Origin of the sequence: Aeromonas sp. Marseille-Q5825 (genome assembly GCF_946892685.1) — a bacterium.
Taxonomy (GTDB): Bacteria; Pseudomonadota; Gammaproteobacteria; order Enterobacterales; family Aeromonadaceae; genus Aeromonas; species Aeromonas rivipollensis.
The window spans coordinates 654570-680409 of record NZ_CAMPOU010000001.1 but is presented as its reverse complement, the minus strand read 5'-3'; the positions used below and the strand labels follow the sequence as shown (position 1 = coordinate 680409).

The 25840-nt window shown below is 63.1% G+C and carries 26 protein-coding genes and 1 riboswitch; of the genes, 6 read left to right on the top strand and 20 right to left on the bottom strand.

What is annotated here, in order from left to right:
• Positions 1-209: 209 nt before the first annotated feature.
• Both OC537_RS03230 and folE read right to left on the bottom strand, forming a co-directional pair.
• Entirely contained in the window at positions 210-1859 is a 1650-nt protein-coding gene (locus tag OC537_RS03230) for a methyl-accepting chemotaxis protein (protein WP_262109309.1), read from the bottom strand.
• A gap of 287 nt (positions 1860-2146) precedes the next feature.
• Positions 2147-2803: a GTP cyclohydrolase I FolE gene (folE, locus tag OC537_RS03225; protein ID WP_106887327.1), complete on the bottom strand. Its 657-nt coding sequence runs from the start codon at positions 2801-2803 to the stop codon at positions 2147-2149.
• A gap of 356 nt (positions 2804-3159) precedes the next feature.
• On the opposite strand from folE, the gene moeA reads away from it, so the two are divergent.
• Together moeA and moeB are read left to right on the top strand one after the other, a co-directional pair.
• Positions 3160-4386, top strand: coding sequence for a molybdopterin molybdotransferase MoeA (gene moeA / locus OC537_RS03220; RefSeq protein WP_316044146.1), 1227 nt, complete (start codon positions 3160-3162; stop codon positions 4384-4386).
• Positions 4383-5138, top strand: coding sequence for a molybdopterin-synthase adenylyltransferase MoeB (moeB, locus tag OC537_RS03215; RefSeq protein WP_262109304.1), 756 nt, complete (start codon positions 4383-4385; stop codon positions 5136-5138). The genes moeA and moeB overlap by 4 nt, the downstream gene beginning before the upstream one ends.
• A 64-nt stretch (positions 5139-5202) precedes the next feature.
• Here the strand turns inward: moeB and OC537_RS03210 are convergent, their stop codons facing one another.
• From OC537_RS03210 to moaA, 16 genes are all read right to left on the bottom strand, one after another.
• Positions 5203-5982 (bottom strand): alpha/beta fold hydrolase, encoded by a 780-nt coding sequence (locus OC537_RS03210; protein WP_167402274.1) that lies wholly within the window; start codon positions 5980-5982, stop codon positions 5203-5205.
• Between the two features lie 70 nt (positions 5983-6052).
• Positions 6053-7108 (bottom strand): molybdenum ABC transporter ATP-binding protein, encoded by a 1056-nt coding sequence (modC, locus tag OC537_RS03205; RefSeq protein WP_262109296.1) that lies wholly within the window; start codon positions 7106-7108, stop codon positions 6053-6055.
• Positions 7105-7785, bottom strand: a complete 681-nt coding sequence (gene modB, locus OC537_RS03200; RefSeq protein WP_106887331.1) for a molybdate ABC transporter permease subunit — start codon at positions 7783-7785, stop codon at positions 7105-7107. Before modB ends, modC begins: the two co-directional genes overlap by 4 nt.
• Positions 7786-7995: 210 nt before the next feature.
• A complete protein-coding gene (modA, locus tag OC537_RS03195; RefSeq protein ID WP_262109292.1) occupies positions 7996-8724 on the bottom strand; it encodes a molybdate ABC transporter substrate-binding protein in 729 nt (242 codons plus the stop codon).
• Between the two features lie 85 nt (positions 8725-8809).
• Positions 8810-9298 (bottom strand): molybdopterin synthase catalytic subunit MoaE, encoded by a 489-nt coding sequence (gene moaE, locus OC537_RS03190; protein WP_410050454.1) that lies wholly within the window; start codon positions 9296-9298, stop codon positions 8810-8812.
• A 4-nt stretch (positions 9299-9302) separates the two neighbouring features.
• The gene (gene moaD, locus OC537_RS03185; protein WP_106887333.1) at positions 9303-9548 is read right to left on the bottom strand and encodes a molybdopterin synthase sulfur carrier subunit; all 246 of its coding nucleotides are present in this window, start codon (positions 9546-9548) and stop codon (positions 9303-9305) included.
• On the bottom strand, positions 9545-10039 hold the full coding sequence (gene moaC / locus OC537_RS03180; RefSeq protein ID WP_106887334.1) for a cyclic pyranopterin monophosphate synthase MoaC: 495 nt from the start codon (positions 10037-10039) through the stop codon (positions 9545-9547). Before moaC ends, moaD begins: the two co-directional genes overlap by 4 nt.
• Positions 10040-10089: 50 nt before the next feature.
• Entirely contained in the window at positions 10090-10596 is a 507-nt protein-coding gene (moaB, locus tag OC537_RS03175) for a molybdenum cofactor biosynthesis protein B (protein WP_106887335.1), read from the bottom strand.
• A gap of 224 nt (positions 10597-10820) precedes the next feature.
• Complete coding sequence (locus OC537_RS03170; protein WP_025326410.1) at positions 10821-11411, bottom strand: cytochrome c3 family protein; 591 nt, start codon at positions 11409-11411, stop codon at positions 10821-10823.
• A 12-nt stretch (positions 11412-11423) separates the two neighbouring features.
• Positions 11424-11879, bottom strand: coding sequence for a nitrate reductase cytochrome c-type subunit (locus OC537_RS03165; protein WP_106887336.1), 456 nt, complete (start codon positions 11877-11879; stop codon positions 11424-11426).
• A complete protein-coding gene (gene napH / locus OC537_RS03160) occupies positions 11879-12754 on the bottom strand; it encodes a quinol dehydrogenase ferredoxin subunit NapH (RefSeq protein ID WP_262109285.1) in 876 nt (291 codons plus the stop codon). Before napH ends, OC537_RS03165 begins: the two co-directional genes overlap by 1 nt.
• Positions 12751-13485 (bottom strand): ferredoxin-type protein NapG, encoded by a 735-nt coding sequence (napG, locus tag OC537_RS03155; protein ID WP_262109282.1) that lies wholly within the window; start codon positions 13483-13485, stop codon positions 12751-12753. The genes napH and napG overlap by 4 nt, the downstream gene beginning before the upstream one ends.
• 15 nt (positions 13486-13500) lie before the next feature.
• The gene (napA, locus tag OC537_RS03150) at positions 13501-15990 is read right to left on the bottom strand and encodes a nitrate reductase catalytic subunit NapA (protein WP_168235444.1); all 2490 of its coding nucleotides are present in this window, start codon (positions 15988-15990) and stop codon (positions 13501-13503) included.
• Positions 15991-16115: 125 nt separating this feature from the next.
• Positions 16116-16406, bottom strand: coding sequence for a chaperone NapD (locus OC537_RS03145; RefSeq protein ID WP_226989672.1), 291 nt, complete (start codon positions 16404-16406; stop codon positions 16116-16118).
• 8 nt (positions 16407-16414) lie between these two features.
• Positions 16415-16924 carry a ferredoxin-type protein NapF gene (gene napF / locus OC537_RS03140; RefSeq protein ID WP_262109272.1) on the bottom strand — a complete coding sequence of 170 codons (510 nt, stop codon included), beginning with the start codon at positions 16922-16924 and terminating at the stop codon, positions 16415-16417.
• A 250-nt stretch (positions 16925-17174) separates the two neighbouring features.
• A complete protein-coding gene (gene moaA / locus OC537_RS03135; protein WP_262109270.1) occupies positions 17175-18170 on the bottom strand; it encodes a GTP 3',8-cyclase MoaA in 996 nt (331 codons plus the stop codon).
• Positions 18158-18297, bottom strand: a riboswitch (molybdenum cofactor riboswitch). It overlaps the preceding gene by 13 nt.
• A gap of 79 nt (positions 18298-18376) precedes the next feature.
• Between moaA and narQ the strand changes: the two genes are divergently transcribed.
• The 4 genes from narQ to OC537_RS03115 all read left to right on the top strand — a co-directional run bounded on the left by narQ (position 18377) and on the right by OC537_RS03115 (position 22201).
• On the top strand, positions 18377-20089 hold the full coding sequence (gene narQ, locus OC537_RS03130; protein ID WP_106887342.1) for a nitrate/nitrite two-component system sensor histidine kinase NarQ: 1713 nt from the start codon (positions 18377-18379) through the stop codon (positions 20087-20089).
• Entirely contained in the window at positions 20089-20727 is a 639-nt protein-coding gene (gene narL / locus OC537_RS03125) for a two-component system response regulator NarL (RefSeq protein ID WP_005325544.1), read from the top strand. The genes narQ and narL overlap by 1 nt, the downstream gene beginning before the upstream one ends.
• A 159-nt stretch (positions 20728-20886) precedes the next feature.
• Positions 20887-21312 (top strand): globin domain-containing protein, encoded by a 426-nt coding sequence (locus tag OC537_RS03120; RefSeq protein WP_262109266.1) that lies wholly within the window; start codon positions 20887-20889, stop codon positions 21310-21312.
• A gap of 313 nt (positions 21313-21625) precedes the next feature.
• Entirely contained in the window at positions 21626-22201 is a 576-nt protein-coding gene (locus OC537_RS03115) for an LON peptidase substrate-binding domain-containing protein (protein ID WP_111913686.1), read from the top strand.
• A gap of 255 nt (positions 22202-22456) precedes the next feature.
• Here OC537_RS03115 and OC537_RS03110 read toward each other — a convergent pair whose 3' ends face one another.
• Entirely contained in the window at positions 22457-24538 is a 2082-nt protein-coding gene (locus OC537_RS03110; RefSeq protein ID WP_262109260.1) for an ATP-binding protein, read from the bottom strand.
• A gap of 18 nt (positions 24539-24556) precedes the next feature.
• Complete coding sequence (locus OC537_RS03105) at positions 24557-25741, bottom strand: FIST signal transduction protein (protein ID WP_106887345.1); 1185 nt, start codon at positions 25739-25741, stop codon at positions 24557-24559.
• Positions 25742-25840 lie beyond the last annotated feature (99 nt).

Here is a 25840-nt window from a genome sequence, read left to right as displayed (position 1 = left end):
TATCGACATCGGCGACGACGGCGAGATGGTGGGTCTGAGCTGATAACCGCACCGGCAGCCTGCCCTCCCCAACCGCCATATCGGCATCGACGATAACGGCGAGATAGTGGGCCTGAGCTGACGGCGACATAGTCAGCCCCAAGCAATACGCCAGAAACAACAAGGCCCCGCCAATTGGCGGGGCCTTGTGCTGTCCATGGACCATGGGCTTAGAGGGTGAAGCGCTGGGTCATATGGTGCAGGTTGTTGGCCAGCTTGCTCAGCTCGACACAGGCCTGGGCGGTCTGCTGCGCCCCCTGGGCGTTCTCGTCGGCGGCATTGTGGATGTTCACTATGCTGCGGTTGAGCTCCTCGGTCACCGCGTTCTGCTCTTCGGTGGCGGTGGCGATCAGGGTATTCATGTCGCTGATCTGGGTGACGGCGCCGTTGATGCTGTCGATGCTGCCCCCCGCTTCCCGTGCCAGCCCGACGCTCTCCTGCATCTGCTGACGGCTCAGTTGCATGGCGTTGCCCGCTTCGGCGGTGCGCTCCTGCAGCAGCGCTATCATCTTGCTGATCTCGGCGGTGGAGGCCTGGGTACGCTGGGCCAGGGAGCGCACTTCGTCCGCGACGACCGCAAAACCACGCCCCTGCTCGCCGGCCCGGGCCGCCTCTATGGCCGCGTTGAGTGCCAGCAGGTTGGTCTGCTCGGCGATGCCGCGAATGACATCCAGCACCATGCTGATGCTGGCGCTGTCCGCTTCCAGCTGCGACACCACAGTACCCGCCTGCTCTATCTGCTGAGATACCTGCTCTATGCTGCCGATGGCGCTGCGCACCACCTGGTTGCCCTGGGACGAGGTGCGGGAGGCATCCTTGGCCGCGCTCATGGCATCCGTGGTGTTGCGGGCCACCTCATTGACGGTGGACTGCATCTCGTTCATGGCGGTGGCCACCTGGGACACCTCGCTCTGCTGGCTGGCCATGCCCTTGGCGGACTGCTCGGAGATGGCGCTCACCTCCTCCACAGCGCTGCTGAGCTGGCTCACCGAGCCGGCTATCTCGCTCACCAGGTCCGCCAGCGCCCCCTGCATGCGGTCGATGGCCGAGCCGAGCTGACCCAGCTCGTCGCGGTTGAAGCGACTGCCACGGATCCATTCCTGCAGCTCCCCCTTGCCGAGATCGCCGCCCGCAATGCGCTGGGCCTGACGGGCCAGCATGATGAGCGGGTCGCGGATCTGGCGGGTCAGTACCACAGATAGGCAGACCACCAGCGCCAGACCGACCAGCAGGGCCAGGGTGACGCTCAGCTTGGCGGAGTCATACGCCCCCACCACCACCTTGCGGGAGGCGTCGGCATAGCCATGGTTGATGCGTACCAGATCGCCAACCGACTTGGCCAGGTTGGTGTAGAGGGTGATCCCCTCCCCCATGAAGAGGTGCTGGGCCTCGGTCATCTGACCGGCGTCCTGCATCTGCCTGATGCGCTGGTGCAGGCCGAGGTATTTCTCCCAGTCCGCCTTGACGATGTCGAAGGTGCGGCGCTCCTCCACATCCTCCGCCCAGATGGTGGCATCGTGGGCCGCTATCTGCTGCCCGGCCTCCCTCAGGCTCTTCTCGCTCTCATTGCGGTAATGGGCCTGCTGCTGGGGATCGTCCGCCACCAGAAAGACATCCAGCTCATAGCGGCGCACCGCATTGATGGTCTCCCCCAGGGTGCTGGTGCGCACCACGGCGGGCAGTATGCTGTCGGTGAACCCGGTGGCGGCCCGGTTCATGGTGCTGAATTCAAACAGTGAAAAGCCGCCGATAAAGGCCATCATCAGGCCGAGTACGGCAAAGCCGGCGGTGAGTTTCTTGCCTATCGTCATGGTGTTCATGGCATGTCCTGCATATGGGTCATCAAGTGGCATTCGTCGGCGCTGGCCCTTCGAGGCGCGAGCACGCTAGCTGCCATCCATAGCAGTCATTCAAATCTCATCCGTATCGACACGGACGAGGGGGCCAAACGGGTGTCAAACAGACCATCTCGCGGCACGGTGAGCTGTATCGGCGCACGCGGGCATCCCTTTAGGATTTTTTCAGAAAATAAACCGGGGTGGGCAGACGGGAGGGAAGAGGAGGAAGAAGAAGTCGGGGCATGTCGGTGGGACATGCCCCTGAGTGACTAGCCTTTCAGGCCACCGAGAAACTCGGCACGGGTGTCTGGCTGGGTCTTGAAGACACCGCCGAGGGAGGTGGTGGTGGTATAGGAGGTCGAATCCATCACCCCACGAGCCTTCACGCAGAAGTGGGTCGCCTTGATGCTGATGGCCACGTCCCTGGTGCCGAGCAGGGTCTGCAGCGCCAGCAGTATCTGCTGGGTGAGCCGCTCCTGCACCTGGGGACGGCGGGCGAAGAACTGCACTATGCGGTTGATCTTCGACAGCCCGATCACCTTGCCACGGGGGATGTAGGCCACGTGGGCCAGCCCGTCTATGGTGACGAAGTGGTGCTCACAGGTGCTGGTGAGACTGATGTCCCGCACCATGATCATCTCGTCCACCTTCATCTTGTTCTCGATCACCGTCACCTTGGGGAAGGTGGCGTAGTCGAGGCCGGAAAAGATCTCGTTCACGTACATCTTGGCGATGCGGTGCGGCGTCTCGGCCAGACTGTCATCGGCCAGATCCAGCCCAAGCGTCTCCATGATGGCGCGCATATGGCCTTCGATGTTTTCCTTCTTCTGCTGGCCGTTCAACCCATTGGCCACCAGTGGTGTCTCCAGGCCCTCGGCCTCGAGCGCTGCCCTGACCAACAGGGCTTCCTGGCTAAAGCTCGTCATCTTGTTTCTCTCCCACGCTCAGGGACTGTGCTGGCCATCGACGTGGTGCCGTGGCGCAATGTTACAGGGCGATTATTGTCATAATTCAAACTAACTCAAGCCCGCTACCCGACTTTATGCCAAACCGCCCCGTTTTACCCTCTCCCCCCCTCCCCGTTCGGGGGGCATAGGGTCAATGGTCCGGCAACTCCCCATGCCCCCCAGCCACACCACCCACAAGGAGGTAATTCAAGGGGATGACAGCCCTCGTCATCGCGGCAAAAGCGGCTTTATCCCCCCTTCCTGCGCGATCCGCCTGCCCATGGGGGCGGATTTTTGGGATAATCCGCCCCCTATACACCAGAGAGGTCATGATGATGGGATTCGATACCGGTGCACTCCTCCCCTTGGACAAGGCCCTGCAAGGGATGCTGGAACAACTGAGCTGCCGCTGCGAGACGGAGCAGTTGCCGCTGCCCCAGGCGCTGGATCGGATACTGGCCGAGGAGATCAGCTCCCCCCTGTCGGTGCCCCCCTTCGACAACGCCGCCATGGACGGCTATGCCCTGCGCCTTGCCGATCTCGCCGCCGGCGCCCCGCTCCCCGTGGCGGGCAAGGCCTTCGCCGGCCAACCCTATGAGGGGGAGTGGCCGGCAGGTCACTGCATCCGCATCATGACCGGCGCCCCTGTGCCCGCGGGCACGGAGGCGGTGGTGATGCAGGAAGAAACGCGGGAGGGCGCCAACGGGATCACTTTTCTGACGACCCCCTTCCTTGGCCAGAACATCCGCCGCCGCGGCGAGGACCTGGCCGAAGGGTCCCGGGTGCTGGCCAGCGGCCTGCGCCTCAGCCCCCGGGAGCTGCCGCTGCTGGCATCGCTCGGCATCGCCACGGTGACGGTGCGCCGCCCCCTCAAGGTGGCCATCTTCAGCACAGGGGACGAGCTCAAACCCCTGGGAACCCCCCTCGCCCATGGCGACATCTATGACTCCAACCGTTACGGGGTCAAGGCCATGCTGACCCGCATGGGCATAGAGTGCCTGGATCTTGGCATCATCCCCGACGATCCGGCCGCCCTGCGCGCCGCCTTCCTCCAGGCCGACCGCGAGGCCGATGCCCTGATCACCACAGGGGGCGTCTCGGTCGGGGAGGCAGACTTCACCAAGCAGTTGCTGGAGGAGCTTGGCGAAATCGGCTTCTGGAAGCTCGCCATCAAGCCGGGCAAACCCTTTGCCTTCGGCCGCCTGCCAAACGCCTGGTTCTTCGGCCTGCCGGGCAACCCCGTCTCCGCTATGGTCACCTTCGATCAGCTGGTGCAACCGGCGCTGGCCAAACTGGCCGGCCACCACTTCGCGCGCCCCCTGCCGTTGCAGGCCATGGCTGCCGAGACCCTCAAGAAGGCGCCGGGGCGCCTGGACTTCCAGCGCGGCATCCTGAGCCTTGGCCCGAACGGCCTGGAGGTGCGCAGCACCGGCTCCCAGGACTCCGGCGTCTTCAGCTCCCTGTCCCGGGCCAACTGCTACATAGTCCTCGAGCAGGCGCGGGGCAAGGTGGCCGCCGGTGAGACGGTGACCGTCGAGCCCTTCTCGGGGCTGCTGCTGTGAGCGAGATCCTGAGCGATGCCGAGCTCCTTCGCTACAACCGTCAGATAGTACTCAAGTCTTTCGATTTCGAGGGGCAGGAGGCGCTCAAGCAGGCGCGGGTGCTGGTGATAGGCGCCGGGGGACTCGGCTGCGCCGCCAGCCAGTACCTGGCGGTGGCCGGGGTCGGCCACCTCACCCTGGTGGATTTCGATCGGGTGGAGCTCTCCAACTTGCAGCGCCAGGTGCTGCACACCGACGAGCGCATCGGCATGTACAAGGTGGACTCCGCCGCCCTGGCACTGCGGGCCCTCAATCCCTGGCTCGAGGTGGAGACTCACGCCCTCCTCGCAGACGAGGCGCTGCTCGATGCCCTGCTGCCCAGCCACCAGCTGGTGCTCGACTGCACCGACAACGTCGCCATCCGCAACCTGCTCAACCAGCGTGCCCGCCAGCATCGGGTGCCGCTGGTGTCCGGTGCCGCCATCCGGCTGGAGGGGCAGCTGTGCAGCTTCACCTGGCAGGCGGACGAGCCCTGCTACGCCTGCCTCAGCGCCCTGTTTGGCGAGCAGTCCCTGACCTGTGTCGAGGCCGGGGTGCTGGCCCCCGTGGTGGGCCTGGTGGGTAGCCTGCAGGCGCTGGAAGCCATCAAGCTGCTGGCCGGCATGGGCAAAAACCACAGCGGCCGCCTGCTGATGATCGACGGCCTGGGTGGCAGCTTTCGCGAGATGAAGTTGCCCAAGCGCCCGGACTGCCCGGTCTGCTCCCAGCCCTGAGTGGCAAAGCGCACCCACAAAAAAGCCGAACCCAGGGGTTCGGCTTTGTTGTGCCCATGCAGGCTCAGTGAGTCGCCAGGATCCGTTGCAACAGATGATTGAACCCGGCGGGATCTTCCGCGGGCCAGGCGTGATGGCCCTCCGGGGTATGGATGCTGGCGTTGGGCAGGGAGGCGAACTGCTCCACCCGTTTGGCGAGCGGCAGGTAGTCGTGACTGGTGGAGATGATGGCCACCGGCTGCCAGAGGCTACCGAGCCGGGCACGCACCGACCAGCCGGGCAGCGCCTCCAGCAGCGCACGATAAGTCTTTTTCTTGTTGCTGCGCACGAAGCGCAGCCGGAAGGTGTGGCGCACCGGAGCGAGCTCGGGGCCGGGGAAGAGCTCGCGCCCCAGCCACCAGGCCAGCGGCCGCATGCCGAACCAGCGCAACCACTTGAGGCGCATGGCATGGCGCTCCTGCTCTTTCGGCGTCTCCAGCAGAAACTCGCTGAAGCCGTTGACCAGCACCAGCCCCCGCACCTTGTGGGGCAGTCGCAGCGCCAGCTCCAGCGCCACCATGGCCCCGAGCGAGAGCCCCACCACCCAGGCGGGTTCCGGCTGCTCCTCGAGCCAGCGGGCCACGTCCGCCGCCAGGGTGGGCACGTCGAAGGGGCCCTCCTGCATGCTCTGGCCGTGGCCGCGCAGATCCAGCGCCACCACCCGGTAGTGCTGGGAGAAGTGCTCGATCTGGGCCTGCCAGTCGAGGCTGGAGGAGCCAAGGCCGTGCAGCAACAGCAGCAAAGGGCCCTCCCCCGCGCTGCGCAAGGCCAATCCATGGGATTTCATTACCTGGTTGCGACGCACCCGTGCTCTCCCTCTCGACTCGATAGCGGCCACCGACGGCCTTGCTGCCCATGCTGTGGCGACACGCCCCTCAGCCCTCTCCCACCAGGCTCACCGCCTTGATGTAGGCGTAGAGGCGCTGCCCGGGCACCAACGCCAGCCGTTTCGCGGAGCGGCTGGTGATCCGGGCCAGCAGTATCTGCTGCCCCAGCGCCAACTGCAACAGGGTTTGCCCCGGCCTCACCTCCCTCACCTCGAGCAGTCGGGTCGTGAGGCAGTTGGAGAGGCTGGAGTGCGCTATGGGAGCGGTGGCGATCACCAGATCCCGCCCCGCCACCTTGATCTGCAACTCCCCTGTCTCGTCGGGGGCATGCTCCATGGTGACCATCAGGCTCTGATCCCCGAGTTGCAGGGTCGCCATCTGTTCATCGTTGTCGTAATGGGCCAGGGTCGCCGTCAGCATGACGCCCACATCGTCGCGACTGGCCAAGGAGAGGTCGGTGCGGGCGAAGATCTCGCTCGGCCTGCCCTGCGCCTCCAGCCTGCCGTCAGCCAGCAGCACCAACTGATCGCACAGCAGGCTCACCTCCTCCATGGCGTGGCTCACGAAGATCATGGGGATGCCGCTTTCACGCTGCAATCCCTTGAGCACATGGGCCTGATGGATGCGGCTGCGGCTGTCGAGCGCCGAGAAGGGCTCATCGAGCAGCAGCAGATCGGGCTCCGCCAGCAGGGCCCGCCCCAGGGCCACCCGCTGGCGCTGGCCGCCGGAGAGGGCGTGGGCGGGCTGCTCCAGCAGATCGGCAAAGCCGAGCCGCAGCGCCAGCGCCTCGGGCTGCCAGCGCCCTCGCCCCTTGCCCGCCGCCAGCTGCAAGTTGCCGAGCACGCTCAGATGGGGGAAGAGGCGGGAGTCCTGGAACACCAGCCCGATGCGGCGCGCCTCCGGCAGTAGGGCCGCCAGATCACGCCCCTGCCAGTGCAAGACGTCCGAGGGGGCGCGGTCCAGCCCGGCGATGATGCGCAGCAAGGTGCTCTTGCCACAGCCGGAGGGGCCAAAGAGGCCGAGAATGCCGCCAAGGGGCAGCGCCAGATCGCATGCCAGGGTGAAGGAGCCGAACGCACGGCTGATCTTGAGGTGCAGGCTCATCCGAACAACCTCCGCTGCCGGCGCTGCAAGACGCCATAGACCAGCACCAGCATCACCAGGGAGAAGCCCATCAGGCCGCCTGCCAAGTAGTGGGCATGTTGATAATCCATGGCCTCCACGTGATCAAAGAGGGCGATGGAGAGCACCTGGGTCTCCCCCGGGATGTTGCCGCCAATCATCAGCACCACGCCAAACTCCCCCAGGGTATGGGCAAAGCCCAGCGCCGCCGCCATCACGAAGCTCGGCAGCGTCATCGGCAAGATGATCTGAAAGAAGCGCTCGAGGGGCCCCAGCCCCAGGGTGGCGGCGGCCTCGAGCTCCTTGTTGCCCATGTTGACGAAGGCGGAGGTAAGAGGCTGCACCACGAAGGGGAGCGAATAGAGGATGGAGGCAAACAGCAGGCCGAGGAAGCTGAAGGCCAGGGTTGTCCCGAAGGTCTCCCGCCACCAGGCGCCGAGGCCATATTCGGGGGAGAAGGCGAGCAGCAAATAGAAACCGAGCACGGTCGGCGGCAACACCAGGGGCAGCGCCACCAGGGCCTCCACCAGCGGCCGCAGCCGGTGCTGGCTGCGGGAGAGCCACCAGGCGAGCGGCGGCGACAGCAGCAGCAGTATGACGGTGGTGCTGGCCGCCAGCTTCAGGGTGAGCCAGACGGCCAGCAGATCCCCTTCACTCATAGCGGCACCTCTCGGGTTTGAATGAGAAATGCGAAGCCATGGGGGCGAGGACATGGCTTCAGGGTCGAGCTAAACGCCGCCAGCAGATCCCCTTCACTCATGGGGCATATCCCTCCCTGGTTCGAGCAGCAACATGTTATGCATCCTCATTGCAAAGCCTGGCCGGCCCTGAGGCCGGCCAGTGGTCATGGGAGATTGGCATTCATGCCATCATTGCGGCAAGGCATAGCCCGCAGCCTTGATCTGACCCTGGCCCGGGCCCTTGAGCCAGGCCACCAGCGCATCCACCGCCTCCCCTTTCTTCAGCACCAGCCCCTGCTGCTCTATGGGCGGGTAGAAGCTGGCCGGCACGGCCCAGGCTTCGCCTGTCTTGCCCGCCTCCACCAGGTTGGCCCAGGCGACGAAGCCGAGCTTAGCGTTGCCCGTGTCCACAAACTGCCAGGTCTGACTGATATTGGTGCCGGTCAGCAGGCGATACTGCCTGGGATCTATCTTGAGGTGGGTCAGGGTTGCCATGGCGGCGGTGCCATAGGGGGCGGTCTTGGGGTTGGCGATGGCGAGGTTACCCTTCCAGCTGCGCAGGCTTGCCTCATCGGGGGCAGGTCCCCCCTTCTTCCAGAGGCCGAGCTGGCCGATGGCATAGGTGAAGCGACCGCTCCCCTTGCCCTCCGCCTCCAGTTTTTGAGGGGTGGCCACGTCGGCAGAGAGGAAGAGATCGAAGGGGGCACCGTGGGTGATCTGGGTGTAGAGCACACCGGTGGCCGCCGAGCTGATGACGACGCTGTGGCCTGTCTTGGCGGTGAACTCCTTGCCGATGCGCTCCAGGGTTCCCTTGAAGTTGGCGGCCACGGCCACCTTGACTTCATCGGCCAAAGCGGCCCCGCTGTGCAAGGCGCCGGCGACGAGACCGAACAACACCACGGACAACTGTTTCTTCATTCCCTGTCTCCTTGAGGCTCCGGCGAACCCGAAGCTAGTGGTGGCAAGCGCCCGCGGGCACTCGCCTGTCATCGAACCGGGGCGGCTAGGACTCTTGCCGCCAGCGGGCGGCGGCGGCGTCATCGCTCTGCTTCGCCTCGACCCAGCGTTGAACACCCTCGGCGGTCAGCTCTTTTTTCCAGAAGGGTGCCCGGGTCTTCAAAAAATCCATGATGAAGTGGCAGGCCTCGAAGGCGGCGTCCCTGTGGGCGCTGCTCACCGCCACCAGCACTATTTGATCCCCGAGCAGCAGATCGCCGATGCGGTGAATGAGGGTGCACTCCTGCAGCGGCCAGCGGCCACGGGCCTCTGTGACTATGTCCGCCAGCGCCTTCTCGGTCATGCCGGGGTAGTGCTCGAGGGAGAGCCCCTTAACCTCCTCCCCCTGATTGAAGTCACGCACCTTGCCGACGAAGGTGACGATGGCGCCGCTGTCATGGCGCGCGGCGAGGCGCTCATACTCCTCTCCCAGGGAGAAGTCGGTCCGCTGCACCAGGATGCGATCGGTCGAGTCAGTGGGCATCTCGTGGGACATGGGCTCAGCCTCCGGTCACGGGGGGGAAGAAGGCGACTTCATCGCCATCATTAAGCGGCGTCTCGAGCGGCACCAGAGTCTGGTTGACCGCCACCAGCAGCTTGCCCGACTCCAGCGCCAGGGCCCACTTGTCGCCGCGCTCGCACAAGGCCGCGCGAAGGGCGTTGGCACTGGCATAGTCACAGGGCAAGCTGAGCTCGTCGCAGCCCACCAGCTCACGCACTTGCGCAAAAAACAGTACCTTGATCATGCCTTCTCTCCTGCCTGGGAGCCCAGCTGGAAGTGGCCGGACTTGCCGCCCTTCTTCTCCACTAACCGCAGCTGCTCTATCACCATGTCCTTCTGCACCGCCTTGCACATGTCGTAGATGGTCAGCGCCGCTACGGACGCAGCGGTGAGCGCCTCCATCTCCACCCCTGTCTTGCCCGAGAGCTTGCAGAGGGTGCGGATATGGACCCTATTGTGCTCGGGCTGGGCCTCGATCTCTACCTCCACCCGGGTCAGCGCCAGGGGGTGACAGAGGGGAATGAGATCGGCTGTCTTCTTGGCTGCCATGATGCCGGCGATGCGGGCGGTAGCGAACACGTCCCCCTTGTGGTGCTGACCGCCGAGGATCAGGGCCAGGGTCGCGGGGGCCATGGTCACGAAGGCCTCGGCGCGGGCTTCACGTTCTGTGACCTGCTTGTCGGTCACATCTACCATGTGGGCTTCGCCGCTCTGGTTGAGATGGGTCAGGTTCATCTATTCCCCTATCGAAAAATAAGATGGATGATCTAGAGAAACTCCCGAGATCACAGATGGGACACGAAGTTGCACGGCCTGGTGCGGGCGTCCAGCTGATCCCGGATGAGCTGCTCCCAGCCGAGCTGGCAGGCGCCGGTGGAGCCCGGCAGGCAGCAGATCAGGGTGCGATTGGCGAGCCCCGCCAGGGCGCGGCTCTGCATGGCCGAGCCTTTTATCTCGGCGAAGGAGAGCTGGCGGAACATCTCGCCAAAGCCCTGTACGGTGCGCTCGAACAGCACCCCCACAGCTTCCGGCACCCGGTTCTGTTCATTGAAGCCGGTGCCGCCGTTGATCAGTACCACCTGCACCGCCTCGTCGACGATCCACTGGCTCACCTGGGCCCGGATCCGGAACAGGTTGTCGGCGCACAGGGCCCGATCCGCGAGCTGATGCCCCGCCTGGGTCAACGCCGATACCAGATAATCCCCCGAGCTGTCGTCGGCGGCGGTGCGGCTGTCGGAGACCGTCAGCACGGCGATCTTGAGAGGGATGAATTCGCTGTTTTTGGGTGCCATGTTTCTGGATGCCATAGGACAAATCCTGTCAATCATTCATTGACCACGAGAGGAGAAGAGGGGGACGCGTCACCCGGCCATGCCGGTCGGTGAATGCGCGCCGACAGGGGCGCCGCGTTGCCGGGGAGGGATTCTATCAAAAGATGTCTGGCTGAGGGGGTTAAAAGGCCCATAAAAATCAAAGGCCATCGAAGCGGCGCTATGCGCTTCGATGGCCCGGCACCTTAGAACCCTTCCACGCCCTTCATGTCAGGCAGCTGATGCGCTATCCCCTTGTGACAATCGATGCAGGTATTCTGACCGCTTGCCAGGTTGGTGGAGTGCATCTGGGCCGCCCGCCGCCCTTGCAGGGAGAAGTCCATGTACTCGAAGTTGTGGCAGTTGCGGCACTCGCGCGAATCCGTGTCCTTCATCCGCTGCCACTCCCGCTCGGCCATCTCGCGCCGATGCGATTCAAACTTCTCGCGGGTATCCACCTTGCCGGTCAGCATGCCCCACAGCTCCTTGGAGGCCTGCACCTTGCGAATGATCTTGTAGGTCCATTCGTGGGGCACGTGGCAGTCCGGGCAGCTGGCGCGCACCCCTGAGCGGTTCGCATAGTGGATGGTGTCACGGTACTCCACGAAGACGTTGTCCTTCATCTCGTGGCAGCCGGTACAGAACTTCTCGGTGTTGGAGGCTTCCATGGCGGTGTTGAAACCGCCCCAGAAGATGACGCCGCCGAAGAAGCCCATCAGCAGCAGCACCCAGAGGGCCGCCTTCGACGGGGACTTGAAGGTGGTCCACAGACGCTGGATAAAGCCGGGTAATTTCATCTAGTTGGCTCCTCAGTTCAGCGCTTCAACTGGTTTAAACGTATTTTCCACCAGCGGCTTGGCATCCGCTTGCGGCACGTGGCACTGCAGGCAGAAGTAGCGGCGGGGTGACACTTCGCCAAGGGTCATGCCGTCGCGGGTCTCGAAGTGCGTCGGGCTGATCTTGGGGGCCTTCATCTTGCTGGCGTTCTTGAAGCTGTGGCAGGCCAGGCACTTGTTGACCTTGTTGTCCACCTCGTAGTTGCGGGTATCGTGGGGGATCAGCGGCGGTTGATGCATGTACTGGCGATCGTAGAGGTCGCCATCCTTGCGATAGTTCTTCATGGGGGCCGCATCTGCCTCCGTGACCAGATCCGTACTCCCCCGCTCCGACTTGATCCCCCCCGTGCTGTTGGTGATCTCGGGGGTGGCTGCCATCAAGGAGCCCGCCATCAGGCAGGCCAGCATTGCTCCAATCAGCTTTTTCATTATTTGTTCTCCGACGTTTTCTCTGCCTTGACGGCAAAACCTGTAGTGATTTCGAAAACTTGCTCCGCGCAGACATCGATGCAACGGCCGCAGTTGGTACACTCCTGAGCCACAATCAAGGGCCCGTGACCGCGCCTGGCCCCGTGAACCGGGCCGCGCAGGATGGGACGCTCCGGGCAGACCGCATAACAATCCATGCAGTTGCTGCACCGCTCACGCCCCCTGGCAGAAATCTTGATAAACCCGACCCGGTTGACCAGGGCATAGAAGGCCCCCACCGGACAGAGATGACCACACCAGCCCCGCTCCACCACCAAGAGGTCGAACAGAAACAGGGCCACCAGCAGACCCCAGCCCGCCCCCATGCCAAACAGCAGGCCGCGCATGGCCAAAGAGACCGGATTGACCAGCTCCCACACCAGCACGCCCGTGATGGCGGGCGCCACCAGCACCATGGCCAGCAGCCAGTAGCGGGTGTTGCGGTTGAACTGGCCGTTGCCCTTGAGCCCGAGCCGGGCCCTGACCCAGGCGGCGGCGTCCGTGACCAGGTTGACCGGACAGACCCAGGAGCAGAACACCCGTCCCCCGACCAGCCAGTACCCCAGCAGCACTATTGCCGCCCCGAGCCAGAGGGTGGTGATGGGCCAATGGCCCGCCGCCACCGACTGCAGCAGAGTCAGGGGATCGCTCAGCGGCACCGTCTCCAGCAATAAAGAGCTGGAGAGGTTGCCCTTGAGGATCCAGACCCCCGCCAGCGGCCCCAGCAGGAAGAGCCCCAGCACGCCAAACTGGCTGAGGCGGCGCAGCAGCAGGAAGCGGTGGGCGCGCCACCAGCCCAGCCTGGCGCTGGCCTCGGCCCCCGGATAACGACTCATAGCCCCTCCGGTTTGCGGGTCGGCAGGGTGAGTCGCTCACCGATGAGGGACTTGCCCGCCTTGGCCTTCTCTTCCCAGCCGAGCCGGTAGTGATGGCCGAGTTCCCCCTTGGCGAGCCCATGGGGCACCACCTTGATGGCCGCCGTCTCCAGCACGCAGGCGTGCTCGCACTTGCCGCAGCCGGTACAGATGTCGCTGTGTACAGTGGGCAGGAACATGGCGTGCTTGCCGGTGCGCGGATTGCGTTGCAGCTCTAGGGTGATCGCCTTGTCTATCAAGGGGCAGACCCGGTAACAGACATCGCAGCGCAGCCCCAGATAGTTGAGGCAGGTCTCGTGATCGATGAGCACCGCCACCCCCATGCGAGCCTGATCGATGTCGGTCATCCCCTGATCCAGGGCACCGCTCGGGCAGGCCGCCACGCAGGGGATGTCGTCACACATCTCGCAAGGGACGGCGCGCGCCTCGAAATAGGGGGTGCCCGTGGTCACGGGATCCAGCAGCCGGGCGAGCTTGAGGGTGTCATAAGGGCAGGCGTCGACGCAGAGCCCGCAGCGCACGCAGGCACCGAGGAAGTCAGCCTCCCCCAGTGCCGCCGGCGGCCGCAGTGCCTGGGCGGGCACCGCCTGCGCCTGCTGGCGGGCCACGGTGCCGAGCCCTGCCCCAAGCAGGCCCACCGAGCAGGCCCCCTTGGCAAGGTCTGCCAGGAACTGGCGACGGCTGCGACTCATCCCCCCGGCCCCGCCTTACGCCTTCATGACCTTGACGGCGCACTTCTTGTAATCCGTCTCTTTGGAGAGCGGATCCGTGGCGTCCAGGGTCAACTTGTTGACCAGCTGGCTCGCATCGAAGAAGGGCATGAACACCAGACCTTTGGGCGGACGGTTGCGACCGCGGGTCTCGACCCGGGTCTTCACCTCGCCACGGCGGGAGGCGACTATCACCTCTTCGCCACGGCGCACGCCACGGGCCTTGGCATCTTCCGGGTGCATGAAGAGCACAGCATCCGGGAAGGCGCGATAGAGCTCGGGCACCCGACGGGTCATGGTGCCGGTGTGCCAGTGCTCCAGCACGCGGCCGGTGGAGAGCCACATGTCGTACTCCTGGTCCGGTGCCTCGGCGGCCGGCTCGTAAGGCAGCGCGAAGATCACCGCCTTGCCATCGGGTTTGCCGTAGAAACGCACCCCTTCCCCCGCCTTCACATAAGGGTCGAACCCTTCGCGATAGCGCCACAGGGTCTCCTTGCCGTCCACCACGGGCCAGCGCAGGCCGCGGGCCTCATGGTACTGATCGAAGGGAGCCAGATCGTGACCGTGGCCGCGACCGAAGGAGGCGTACTCCTCGAACAGCCCCTTCTGCACGTAGAAGCCGAAGTGTTCCGCCTCGTCGTTCAGTGCCCCCTTGCTCTGCTCTTTCGGGAACTGGTTGACCTGACCGTTGGCATAGAGCACCTCGAACAGTGTCTTGCCCTTCACTTCCGGCATCTTGGCGATAAGCTCGGCCGGCCACACCTCTTCCACGGTGAAGCGCTTGGCGAACTCCATCAGCTGCCACAAGTCGGACTTGGCCCCTTCCGGCGCCTTGACCTGCTGGTGCCAGAACTGGGTGCGGCGCTCGGCGTTGCCGTAGGCGCCCTCCTTCTCCACCCACATGGCGGTGGGCAGGATGAGATCAGCCGCTTGCGCCGTGACGGTCGGGTAAGGGTCGGAGACCACGATGAAGTTGGCCGGGTTGCGATAACCGGGCAGCCCCTCCTCGTTCATGTTGGGGCCGGCCTGCATGTTGTTGTTGCACATCACCCAGTAGGCGTTGAGCTTGCCGTCTTTGAGCATGCGGTTTTGCAGCACGGCGTGATACCCCACCTGCTCGGGAATGGTGCCTTCCGGCAGCTTCCAGATCTTCTCGGCGATGGCCCGGTGCGCAGGATCGGTGACCACCATGTCGGCGGGCAGACGGTGGGCGAAGGTACCCACTTCCCGCGCCGTGCCGCAGGCGGAGGGCTGGCCGGTCAGGGAGAAGGGACCGCTGCCCGGGGTGGAGATCTTGCCGGTCAGCAGGTGGATGTTGTAGCAGAGGTTGTTCGCCCAGACGCCACGGGTGTGCTGGTTGAAGCCCATGGTCCAGTAGGAGACCACCTTCTTGTCCGGATCGGCATAAAGCTGGGCCAGTTTTTCCAGCTTGTCCTTGGAGACGCCGGAGAGCTTGGATACGGAGTCGACGTCGTAATCCGCCACGAATTTCGCGAAGTCCTCGAAGCTCATGGGGGTGGAGTCGCCGCTGTCCGGGTTCTTGGCTTTCTGCTGCAGCGGATTGGTCGGACGCAGGCCGTAGCCGATGTCGGTGACCCCCTTGCGGAACTGGGTGTGCTTGTTGACGAAGTCCCAGTTCACCTTGTCGTTCTGGATGATGTAGTTGGCGACGTAGTTGAGGATCGCCAAGTCGGTCTGGGGCGTGAACACCATGCCGTTGTCCGCCAGCTCGAAGCTGCGGTGCTCGAAGGTGGAGAGCACGTGCACCTGCACATCCGGGTTGGAGAGGCGGCGATCGGACATCCGCGACCAGAGGATGGGGTGCATCTCGGCCATGTTGGAGCCCCAGAGCACGAAGGCGTCGGCCTGCTCGATGTCGTCGTAGCAGCCCATGGGTTCATCCATGCCGAAGGTGCGCATGAAACCGACCACGGCGGAGGCCATGCAGTGACGGGCGTTGGGATCCAGGTTGTTGGTACGCAGGCCTGCCTTCATCAGCTTGGCGGCGGCATAGCCTTCCCACACTGTCCACTGGCCGGAGCCGAACATGCCGACCGCGGTCGGGCCCTTCTCCTTGAGGGTGGCCTTGAACTTCTCGGCCATGATGTCGAACGCCTGATCCCAGCTGATGGGGGCGAAGTCGCCATTCTTGTCGAACTTGCCATTGGTCATGCGCAGCATGGGCTGGGTCAGGCGATCCTCGCCGTACATGATCTTGGAGAGGAAGTAGCCCTTGATGCAGTTGAGGCCACGGTTGACCGGCGCATCGGGATCACCCTGGGTCGCCACGACACGGCCGGCCTGGGAGCCCACCAGCACTGAGCAGCCGGTGCCGCAGAAGCGGCAGGGCGCCTTGTCCCAGGTGATGGCCGTCTTGTCGGTGCTGGTAATAAGGTTCGCCGCCAGGGTGGGGGCACTGACTCCGGCCACGGCAGCGGCTGCCGCCACCGCATTGGCCTTCATAAAGTCGCGTCGACTCAGCTTCATGACATATCCTCGCATTGCTTAATCACATCAATGACAGCCATTGTCACGAGCCGCGCTGGCTCAGCGTCATGGCGCTTTATTGCTTTCTTCGGGCATCGCGAACCTCGCGGCCCAGCCTCATGGCGCTATTCCCTGCCCTCGGCTTCGACTTCATCAAACTGGTGGTAGATCAGGGCGGCAGAGAGCACGCCCGGCATGGCATTGATCGCATCGATGGCCGCCATGATGGGGCGCTGGCTGGGCCCTTCCAGGGTCACCACCAGCTTGCCTTCGTCGCTGACGGCATGGATCTCGGCCCCGTCCAGAGCCGCAATCTGCTCTGCGAGACGGTGGCGCAAGGGGGGCTGGGTCAGTACCACCAGGCTGGATACATGGAACTCTTCTCGGGTCATATGGTTGTTTTCCAACTTGCTCATCCCTTGCTTCATGTGGACGCCCCCTGATGGGGGGCGCCCACCCTGATACTGCCGACCGGACAATCTGCCACGCAGGCACCACAGCCATTGCACGACTCGGTATGGATGCTGGGGGTGGGGACTCGCCCCAGCTGAGGAGAAAAACGGATGGCCTGCTGCTCGCAACTGTCCTGACAGCGCTGGCAGAAGACCTGGGCACTGGCCAGGCATCCCGCTTCGATGTGGGCCACATAGTCCCAGGGCGTCTGCGTCGTCGGCCTGAACACAGGCGCCTGGCAGGCGCTGACGCACTCGCCGCAGAAGGTGCACTCACCACGCTGGAAATCCACCGTCGGGAAGCCGCCGTCCCCCTTGACCAGGATCTGCTCCGGGCAAGCCGTCAGGCAGTCGCCACACCGGGTACAATCGGCTACGAAGTCGGCCCAGGAGACGGACCAGGGCAGCTGAATCCCGGCCTTGGGCGCACTCAGTCGTCCTCGAAACAGGCTGCGGCGTGACAGATTGACCCCATCAGGCATATCAATTCCTCTTCACAGGACAGAATTCGAGCGCGGAAGCAGTGACTGGCATTTTCAATACCAATTATAAGCGTGGGTGTATATTGCGACTCTCACAAGTCCAGCGATATACCACCAGGGAGATAAACAGGGGGGATTATTGCGCTGGATCAAACCCTTGGCGCAATAAGGCAGCAGAGGGGCAAGGTAAATTACCCCTATGTGAGGATTGCTTATTAATCGATGGCTATTTTGCTCTGACGGCGAGCTCTCAGCCGCCGATGGAGGCGAGATGGGGGGTCATGCCGGCATTGCCCTCGTGCAGACGATGGGTGGCGGCCTTGCCGGTGAGCGCCTGACGGATCCGCTGTTGCAGGGCCTCCTGCTGGCTGTCGTCACCGAGCAGATCCCGCAACTCCACCCCGTTGTCACCGAACAGACAGAGGTGCAACTTGCCCACGGAGGAGACCCGCAGCCGATTGCAACCGGCGCAGAAGTCTTTGCTGTAGGGCATGATGAGCCCCACTCCCCCCATTGACTCAGGATGCATGAACACCTGGGCCGGGCCGTCGTCCACCGCGCGCAATTGCTGGATCCAGCCATTGCCAAGCAGTTGCTCCTTGATGAGCTCGCCGCTGGTGTGGTGGTCGCGAAACAGCTTGTCCATCTCCCCGGTCTGCATCAACTCGATGAAGCGCAGCTCAATGGGCTTGTGCCTGATCCAGGCCAGAAACTGATCCAGTTGCTGGTCGTTGAGCCCCCTGAGCAGCACTGCATTGATCTTCACCGACTTGAAGCCGGCGGCCAGTGCCGCCTCTATCCCCTCCATCACCTCCACCAGCTTGTTCTCGCCGGTGATCTGGTGAAACTGGCGCGGATCCAGGCTGTCGACACTGACATTGAGGGCATTGAGCCCGGCATCGAACCACTCCTGGGCCCGCTCCTTCAAGCGATAGCCATTGGTGGTCATGGCCACCTTCTCGATGCCGGGGGTATTGGCCACCGTCTCTATGATGGCGGTGAAGTCACGGCGCAGGGAGGGTTCCCCCCCGGTCAGGCGCACCTTGCGGGTGCCCATGGCGGCGAAGCCCGAGACGATACGGCGTATCTCCTCCAGGGAGAGAAACGACTTGCGCCCCTCCTTGTTTCCATCCGGGGGGCGATAACCGTCCGGCAAACAGTAGGTACAACGAAAATTGCACACGTCGGTAATCGACAGGCGCAAATAGTAAAAGCGACGGGAAAAACCATCTTCAAGTGGCAACATAAACACCTTTCCAAATACGGGAGGCCAGGGCATTTCTTTCCTGACCCTTTCAGCTCGAACGACGGCTGACGGCGTTTTCCCCCTATCTCAATGACTTAGGCAAAAACGCTCGGAGTTCATCTAGTTTTTCGATGCTAGCACAAGTTGGAGTACACTCCCATGCTACTTTGTGGGGTCTTTGTCTGATCTGAAGGAAGCCAATCAGCATGGGAAAGTGGTTCAAAGTACACTCGGTCAGCAGCGCCATCGGCCGCTCCATGGTGCTGATCCTGTTCATGGCCAGCCTGATCGCCGTGGTGGCCATGGTCACCCTCTTCTACTCGGTACCCGATGCCAAGGCGATCAACCTGTCGGGATCATTGCGGATGCAGGCCTATCGCATGGCCTACGAAATCGAAAAGGATCAGGCCGTCCTCGGCCGACTCGACCAGTTCGAGCAGACTTTGCACGCCTCCGAGTTGCAGGAGACCCAACGCTGGATCACCCCCGCCTCCCTGCGCCGCACCTATGGCGAGGTGCTGCTGCAATGGCAGATGATGCGCGAGCACATCGAGAACGCCACCCCCAGCCGCTATACCGACAACACCGAGCAGTTCGTCGCCGCCATCGATGACTTCGTCAACCAGATGCAGTATCACGTGGAGTTCAAGGTGCGCATGCTGGCCCTGGCGGAGGGACTTGGCTTGCTCTCCATCATCACCATCGCCTGGTTCACGGTGCGTTTCACCCGCCAGCAGGTGGTGGCCCCCCTCAATCAGCTGGTCCATTGCGCCCGCCAGATCCAGCGCCAGGAGTTCGACCTGACCCTGCCCCCCCACTGCGAAAACGAGTTAGGGGAACTGTCCGGTGCCTTCGCCACCATGGCGGACGAGCTCGGCAAGCTCTATCGGGAGCTGGAGAGCAAGGTGGAAGAGAAAACCGCCAAGCTGCAGCAGGCCAACGACACCCTCTCCTTCCTCTATTCCACCGCCCAGAAGCTGCACGCGGCGCCGCTGAGCCGGCGTACCCTGCAGAAATTGCTGGAGCGGGCCGCCGCCCACCAGCACATAGACCATATCCGGCTGACCCGCTTCGAGCACAATGCCATGCCGGTCTACATCACGGGGCGCAAGGGCTGGCCCGGTGATCTGGAGGCCGTGGTGAGCTTCTATCTGCAGATGGATGATGAGGAGTACGGCCGGCTCGACATGATAAGCGAACACCCCATAGACGAGCGGCTGATGAAGAACTTCTCCATGTTGCTGGCCCAGGTGCTGCACAAGGATCAGACCCTGCTGCAACACCAGCGCCTGCTCTTGATGGAGGAGCGGGCCGTCATCGCCCGCGAGCTGCACGACTCGCTGGCGCAGGCGCTCTCCTACCTCAAGATCCAGTCCACCCTGCTCAAGCGTTCCGTCGCCAAGGGGGATAATGGCAAGGCCGAGGCCGCCATGCAGCAGATCGACGAGGGGCTCAGCAATGCCTATACCCAGTTGCGCGAGTTGCTCGGCACCTTCCGCCTCAGCATCGGCGATGCCAACCTCGGCGAAGCCATAGGCGTCATGCTGGAGCAGCTCAAGCCCCAGACCCGGGCCGAGATCAGGCTCCAATACGGACTGACCGATACGGATCTCGAGGCGGGGCAACACATTCACATCCTGCAATTGATCCGTGAGGCAGTGCTCAATGCCATCAAACATGCCTGCGCCCAGCGCATTGACGTTAGCTGTGAGACCCTGGCTGATGGTAACATCCAGGTTCAGATTGCAGATGATGGTGTCGGAATAGGGGGCGCAAGCTCGGCGGTGAATCACTACGGTCTCAGCATCATGAACGAGCGTGCCAGCAAGTTGCACGGTCAGTTGACCATCAGTGAACCGCCCTCCGGGGGCACCCGTGTACACCTGACCTTTCCCACCAGCCTAACAAGAGACGCCTGATGGACGAGATGAAATATAGTGTTCTGGTCGTAGATGACCATCCCCTGATGCGCAAAGGCATTGTGCAACTGCTGGAGCTGGAAGATAACATCGAAGTGATAGGTGAGGCTTCTAACGGCACTGACGCCGTGGCCATGGCCAAGGAGTCGGAGCCGGACCTCATCCTGCTCGATCTCAACATGAAGGGCTTGTCCGGCCTCGATACCCTCAAGGCCCTGCGCGCCGAAGAGGTCACCTCCCGGGTCGTGATCCTGACCGTCTCCGATGCCCGCCAGGACGTGGTTGCCCTGCTCAAGGCCGGCGCCGATGGTTACCTGCTCAAGGACACCGAGCCCGACATGCTGCTGGGCCAGCTGGCCGATGTCATGACCGGCAAGCAAATCCTGAGCGAGCCGCTGCGCCCCTACCTCGAGAACATCTACGAGCTGGATCACCTGCAGCAGAAGCTGGAAAGCCTGACCCGCCGCGAGATGCAGATCATGCGCGAGATTGCCAAGGGTCTCTCCAACAAGCAGGTCGCCTCAGTGCTCCACATCTCGGAAGGTACCGTCAAGGTACACGTCAAGAGCCTGCTGAAAAAGCTCGAGGCCCAGAGCCGGGTCGAAGCCGCCGTCATGTATCTGGAGCAGCGCAACTAAGCTCCCGTTACGCGCCCCATCTCATGCCAGCCAAGGCCCCGCCATCCCGGGGCCTTTTGCTGGCTGCCTCCCCCGCCTCACAAAACGTCACAGTCCCCCGCATCTTATTGAGCAAATGAATTATTATGTTCAGGAGACAGCACATGGAGGGCGCACGACATGACATCCGAACAGATCGAGCTGGTACAAAGGGCCTGGGGCAAGGTCACCGCACTGAACAACACCTATGTCCAGGAGGTATATGCGGAGCTGTTCCGACTGTCGCCGGAATTGATCAACCTCTTTCCCGATCCTGCGGGAATGCCGGTCGCCAAGGTGTCGGATACCCTGAATACGGTGATCACCAGCCTGGAGCAGCTGGATGCCTTGCGCTTCATCATCCGGGATCTCGGCAGGCGGCATCAAAAATTCAAGGTGCAGTCACACCAGTTCGCCCTGTTGAAACAGGCATTGACCCTGGTGCTGGCACGTCGGTTGGGGGAGCATTTCACGCCAGCGCTCTCTGATGCCTGGTCACAGATGTACGACGAGATAGCCGCCCTGATGCTGGAAGGGCTCAGTCAGCCCACCGAATCCGTCGCCTAGCCGCCTCTGCCATCACGCCCGAGAGATCCTGCCGCTTAAGATGGACGGCAGATACGCATTTTGCAGGGGGATCATTTGCAATATGCGAACTCTGCCCCATTCTGCAGGTGGGGCATGTACGAGCCCCTACAAGGCCACCTGAATCCCTTCCTGAGTTGTCCCGTCCCTGCCATTGAATCAAATCTTAATAGCTTGATTACTAATGGATATTTAAATTATCGGCCTCATTTTCCTGCCGTTCCTCCCTTTTCCCCGAGCTCTGGCACAGTCACTGCATTGTCATATCCAGATGCAACTTATCGGAGGATGGAACATGAAACTTCAACACCTGGCACTGTTCCCCTTGCCCTCACACATATTGCCGGGCGGGAAACTCCCGTTGCGCCTGTTCGAGCCTCGCCACCTGCAGATGCTCAAGGAGTCCTTCGTCGATGATCGGGGCTTTGGCATAGTGATGGAAGAGACCACCAGCACGGGCACCTGCGGACGCATACTGCCGGTCGGCACTCGTGTCAAAGTGACTGATTTCTATACCCTCAACGATGGCCTGCTCGGGGTCACAGTGCTCGGTCTGGAACGTTTCTGCATCCATGAAATGGAAACGGATGGCTCCGGATTGCGCCACGCTCAGGTGGAAACCCTGCCCAACTGGCCGAGCGCGCACTCGGACTTCAGCGACAAGCAGCTGGTCAGCAGATTGCAGGAGGTATTTGAACAATATCCGGAACTGGATGAGCTCTACCCGGACAAGCAGTTCGACGACGCGGCCTGGCTCTGCCAGCGCTGGCTCGAGATCCTGCCCATGCCGATCTATGAGAAACAGATGTTGATTGCCAAACAAAACAGTGAAGCGGCGCGCCAGTTCCTGCGCCGACTGATCGCACAGTGAGTCAAGAAGTGGTTTGCAAAATGCGAAAATAACGACTGACAATTCTTACAATGAAACAAGACATTTGCATTTTGCAACCAGCAGCCACCATATAAAACAGATAACACGGCTGCAAGCCGCAATAACAGGTCATGAAAAGTTGGCACGACTTTTTCATATAAGACCGTACAACCCGATTTATCCCGTGCTCTCTTCAGTATTTGCTGAAGAATTGGTCAACCACCAGGTTGACCATTTTTTTTACCCAAAATCGGGCTACGGGAGCCGGCAATGGCGCAGCAAACAGCTGCGCAGCCGGGCCAGACTGATGGGCTTGGCCAGAAAATCGTTCATCCCCTGGGCCAGACAACGGGCCCTGTCCTCCGTCATGGCATTGGCCGTCAGCGCCACTATGGGAATCTCGCATCCCATGGCTCGCAGACGACGGGTGGCCTCCAGCCCATCCATCTGCGGCATCCGCATATCCATCAGGATGAGATCCGGTCGCCGCTCGCCGACCTGTGCCAGCGCCTCCAGGCCATTGCTTGCCAGCCTCACCCGGCACACCAGCTTTTGCAGCATGAGCGACACCACCAGCTGATTGACCGGGCTGTCCTCCACCACCAGCACATCCAGATCCAGCATGGAGACCCCCTCGATGGCGGGGTTGGTCGACGCGACGCAAGGTGAGGCCATCCCGGGCAGCTCGAACCAGAAACAGCTGCCCTGCCCAGGGGCGCTCTGCAGGCGGATGTCGCCCCCCATGAGCTGCACCAGCCGCCGGCAGATGGCCAGCCCAAGCCCGGAGCCGGAGAAGCGACGGGTGGCCGAGCTGTCGACCTGATAGAACGGCTCGAACAGCAGCGCCTGATCCTCGGGGGATATGCCAATCCCGGTGTCGCTGACCGACACCCTCAGCCGTTCATCCTGCCACGCCAGCGCGAGCCGCACGCTACCGGCGGCGGTAAATTTCACCGCATTGCCGAGCAGGTTGCCGATCACCTGGGACAGGCGGACGGCATCCCCCTGCAGCTGGGACGGCACCTCCTCATCCAGCTGCCAGTGCAGCGCTATGCCCTTGCCGCTGGCCTGCGCCTGCAGCGGCTCAACCAGGGCCCGGCACAGCTCGGCGGGTTGAAAGGGCTCGCAGTGCAGGGCCAGGGTATGGGATTCAATCTTCGAGAAGTCGAGCACATCGTCGATGATGGTCTGCAGCAGATGGGCAGAGTGAGTGGCGTGGCCGAGCAGGGTCTGTTGCGGGGTCTCGAGCCGGCCATGTTGCAGCAGATCCAGCATCCCCAGCACCGCATTCATGGGGGAGCGGATCTCGTGGGTCATCATGGCCAGGAACTGGGACTTGGCGCGGTTGGCACTCTCGGCCTCATCCCGCGCCCGCGCCAGCTCCTGCTCGCGGCGGATCTGGCTGCCAATCTCCCGCGCCGTGCCCCTGTAGCCGATGAAGGCACCGCTGGCGTCATAGCAGGGCTCGGCATTGATCTCCATCCAGCAGGGGCCGCTCGCCAGCGTCACCTGGGCGCGCATCGCCCGCACCGGCAGATGGCGAGCTATCTGGTGCTGATACTTGCACCAGGCGGGATCCTGCTTGTCGTGGGCAAAGTCATAGAGGCTGCGCCCCGCCTGGCGGACAAGCGCCTCCCCCTGATAGCCGGGGGCAGAGACATAGCTCAGCCTGTGCTCGGGATCCGTCTCCCAGAACCAGTCGGACGCCATGGCGGCAAAGCTGCGAAAGCGTTGCTCGCTGGCCTGCAAGGCGAGGGTCTTGAGGTCGACCTGCTCCTGCAGGCGGGCTCTATAGGCAATGTTGACCAGCGCCTGGGAGATGAGCGGGCGACAACGCTGCATCGCTGCCTTGCTCTGGAGATCGAAGGTGCCCGCGACACTGTGCCGGCAGATGAGCACCCCGGAGAAGCCCGGCGCCTGCAAGCCCGTCATCATGACGCTGGCCCAGCCCGCCGCCCCCGCCAGGGAGGCCAGCTCGGGCAACTGGGCCGGATCATAGATGACCAGGGTTTCACCTGCGATGGCGCGGGAGAAGAGCGCCGTCAGCGGCCAGGTGCGGCCGACCTCCCCGGGTTGGGTGCTCAAATGCGTGGTGCCGCGCGTGCTCTCCCAGGCGACCACGTCAGCCTGTTCGAAGCCGATGAAGGGCTTGAGCGCCAGAATGAGGCTGTCCAGCACCTGCTCCAGGCTCTTGGCCTGTGCCAGCGTCGCCACGCCGCACAGCAGAGCCTGTGACTCCTGGCGATATCTGGCCTCCCGCTCCCGGCAACGCATCAGCTCCACCAGCGTGGTTTGCAGCTTGTCGCCCAGGGTTTCGAGTTCGCTATTGCCTATCATCTTGTGTCCAGCACCTTGTCAGTTCTCGAGGAAGATTACGCTCGATACCATGAGGTTGCCATGCGCCAGCTCACCGTGGGGCAATCGCCCCTGCTCGCCGAAGGTGAATGGCGTGATAAAGGGGATCTCCCCCAGCCGTTGGCTGAAATGGCCGACGACATCGCTGAGCGAATCTCCCAGCGCCAGACGGCAGCCCGCGCAGAACACCACCAGAGCGCCTATGGGCTGCAGGTTCCCCGCCATGCCATATTCGGGTTCGATGCGCACCGCATTCAGGCTGCGCTGAAGCAGGCCCTCCTGACTGCTGTACATGAGTTGCAGCCGCTCCCCCAGCCGGGTTTCGGTAAAGAGGCGCAACCCTTCCCGCTCCGTCACCGCCTCAGGATGGGAGAGCTTGTAGTAGGGCATCTCATCCAGGGTACCGACCTGGCGGGCCAGCGGGGAGAGGGTCGTCTCCCGCAAAATGGGGCCCACAGGCCAGGGGAGCTGGCGCTCTGTCCAGCGGGCATAGACCCGGGCCGCAGGTTCATTGTCTATGGTCAGCACCTCGCGGCCATCCAGCGCGGTAATGGTGCCATGGCGCTCGGTGGGCACATAGCCGGAGTGGAACTGGAAGGCCAGCTGGCAATCGGGATAGAGCACAGCCACCACGCAGCCCTGGCGACCCTCCCCCTCATCCCAGCACAGCTGCCACTCGCCGCTGACACTGTCGTCCGCAGCCGACCCGCCGACGACGGGAACCGTCGCCCCGAACTCGGCATCTATGCCCGCCAGCACCGCCTCTTCCTGCCCTGGGCTGGTGTGCAGCAAGATGAGTTGCGGCAACTCGCCGGGACGCCCGCCATCGGCGATGGCGCGGCGCAGCAACTGGCGCACATCCAGCTCGTCTCCTGCCTGACCGGCCACGCCGTAGGCCCCCTTGTCGTCATAGAGGGCCGCCACTGCCAGACTCCAGCCCAGCCGGCCATGATGGCCAGCCTGGGTCAGGATACCGCCACAGGAGCTGCAGCCGATGAGCCGGGTATGGGGGAAACGGGCCTTGAGCGCACGGCGCAGTACCGCGGCATCGTGTGCTTGGGTAAAATAGACCAGCAACAGCGACGGGGAATGAGGTGATTGAGCGAGCAACCGTTCAGCTATCTGTTGGGCGGCCAGCGGGGTCGTCTCGGCAAGAGAGTGAGCCGTCAGGAAGTTCAACACCATCTCCTAGTGGTATGTGATGCAGGGGCATCAAGCAAAAATCATACCTTTATCAAACAATTACCTGGCCAGTCGGACTAAACTGATGCGCACTGGCCTCCC

Bases quoted from the DNA above. Each gene is read 5' to 3' on its own strand.
- narL (WP_005325544.1), top strand. From the start codon at position 20,089: ATGGACGAGATGAAATATAGTGTTCTGGTCGTAGATGACCATCCCCTG.
- OC537_RS03145 (WP_226989672.1), bottom strand. From the start codon at position 16,406: ATGAGCAAGTTGGAAAACAACCATATGACCCGAGAAGAGTTCCATGTA.
- moaC (WP_106887334.1), bottom strand. From the start codon at position 10,039: ATGAACCTGACCCATCTCAACCAGAGCGGCGAAGCCCACATGGTAGAT.
- OC537_RS03120 (WP_262109266.1), top strand. From the start codon at position 20,887: ATGACATCCGAACAGATCGAGCTGGTACAAAGGGCCTGGGGCAAGGTC.
- OC537_RS03105 (WP_106887345.1), bottom strand. From the start codon at position 25,741: ATGGTGTTGAACTTCCTGACGGCTCACTCTCTTGCCGAGACGACCCCG.
- moaE (WP_410050454.1), bottom strand. From the start codon at position 9,298: ATGTCCCACGAGATGCCCACTGACTCGACCGATCGCATCCTGGTGCAG.
- moeA (WP_316044146.1), top strand. From the start codon at position 3,160: ATGGGATTCGATACCGGTGCACTCCTCCCCTTGGACAAGGCCCTGCAA.
- OC537_RS03230 (WP_262109309.1), bottom strand. From the start codon at position 1,859: ATGAACACCATGACGATAGGCAAGAAACTCACCGCCGGCTTTGCCGTA.
- napA (WP_168235444.1), bottom strand. From the start codon at position 15,990: ATGAAGCTGAGTCGACGCGACTTTATGAAGGCCAATGCGGTGGCGGCA.
- OC537_RS03165 (WP_106887336.1), bottom strand. From the start codon at position 11,879: ATGAAAAAGCTGATTGGAGCAATGCTGGCCTGCCTGATGGCGGGCTCC.
- OC537_RS03170 (WP_025326410.1), bottom strand. From the start codon at position 11,411: ATGAAATTACCCGGCTTTATCCAGCGTCTGTGGACCACCTTCAAGTCC.
- napH (WP_262109285.1), bottom strand. From the start codon at position 12,754: ATGAGTCGTTATCCGGGGGCCGAGGCCAGCGCCAGGCTGGGCTGGTGG.
- narQ (WP_106887342.1), top strand. From the start codon at position 18,377: ATGGGAAAGTGGTTCAAAGTACACTCGGTCAGCAGCGCCATCGGCCGC.
- OC537_RS03110 (WP_262109260.1), bottom strand. From the start codon at position 24,538: ATGATAGGCAATAGCGAACTCGAAACCCTGGGCGACAAGCTGCAAACC.
- modC (WP_262109296.1), bottom strand. From the start codon at position 7,108: ATGAGCCTGCACCTCAAGATCAGCCGTGCGTTCGGCTCCTTCACCCTG.
- moaD (WP_106887333.1), bottom strand. From the start codon at position 9,548: ATGATCAAGGTACTGTTTTTTGCGCAAGTGCGTGAGCTGGTGGGCTGC.
- moaB (WP_106887335.1), bottom strand. From the start codon at position 10,596: ATGGCACCCAAAAACAGCGAATTCATCCCTCTCAAGATCGCCGTGCTG.
- folE (WP_106887327.1), bottom strand. From the start codon at position 2,803: ATGACGAGCTTTAGCCAGGAAGCCCTGTTGGTCAGGGCAGCGCTCGAG.
- napF (WP_262109272.1), bottom strand. From the start codon at position 16,924: ATGCCTGATGGGGTCAATCTGTCACGCCGCAGCCTGTTTCGAGGACGA.
- modB (WP_106887331.1), bottom strand. From the start codon at position 7,785: ATGAGTGAAGGGGATCTGCTGGCCGTCTGGCTCACCCTGAAGCTGGCG.
- moaA (WP_262109270.1), bottom strand. From the start codon at position 18,170: ATGTTGCCACTTGAAGATGGTTTTTCCCGTCGCTTTTACTATTTGCGC.
- modA (WP_262109292.1), bottom strand. From the start codon at position 8,724: ATGAAGAAACAGTTGTCCGTGGTGTTGTTCGGTCTCGTCGCCGGCGCC.
- OC537_RS03115 (WP_111913686.1), top strand. From the start codon at position 21,626: ATGAAACTTCAACACCTGGCACTGTTCCCCTTGCCCTCACACATATTG.
- napG (WP_262109282.1), bottom strand. From the start codon at position 13,485: ATGAGTCGCAGCCGTCGCCAGTTCCTGGCAGACCTTGCCAAGGGGGCC.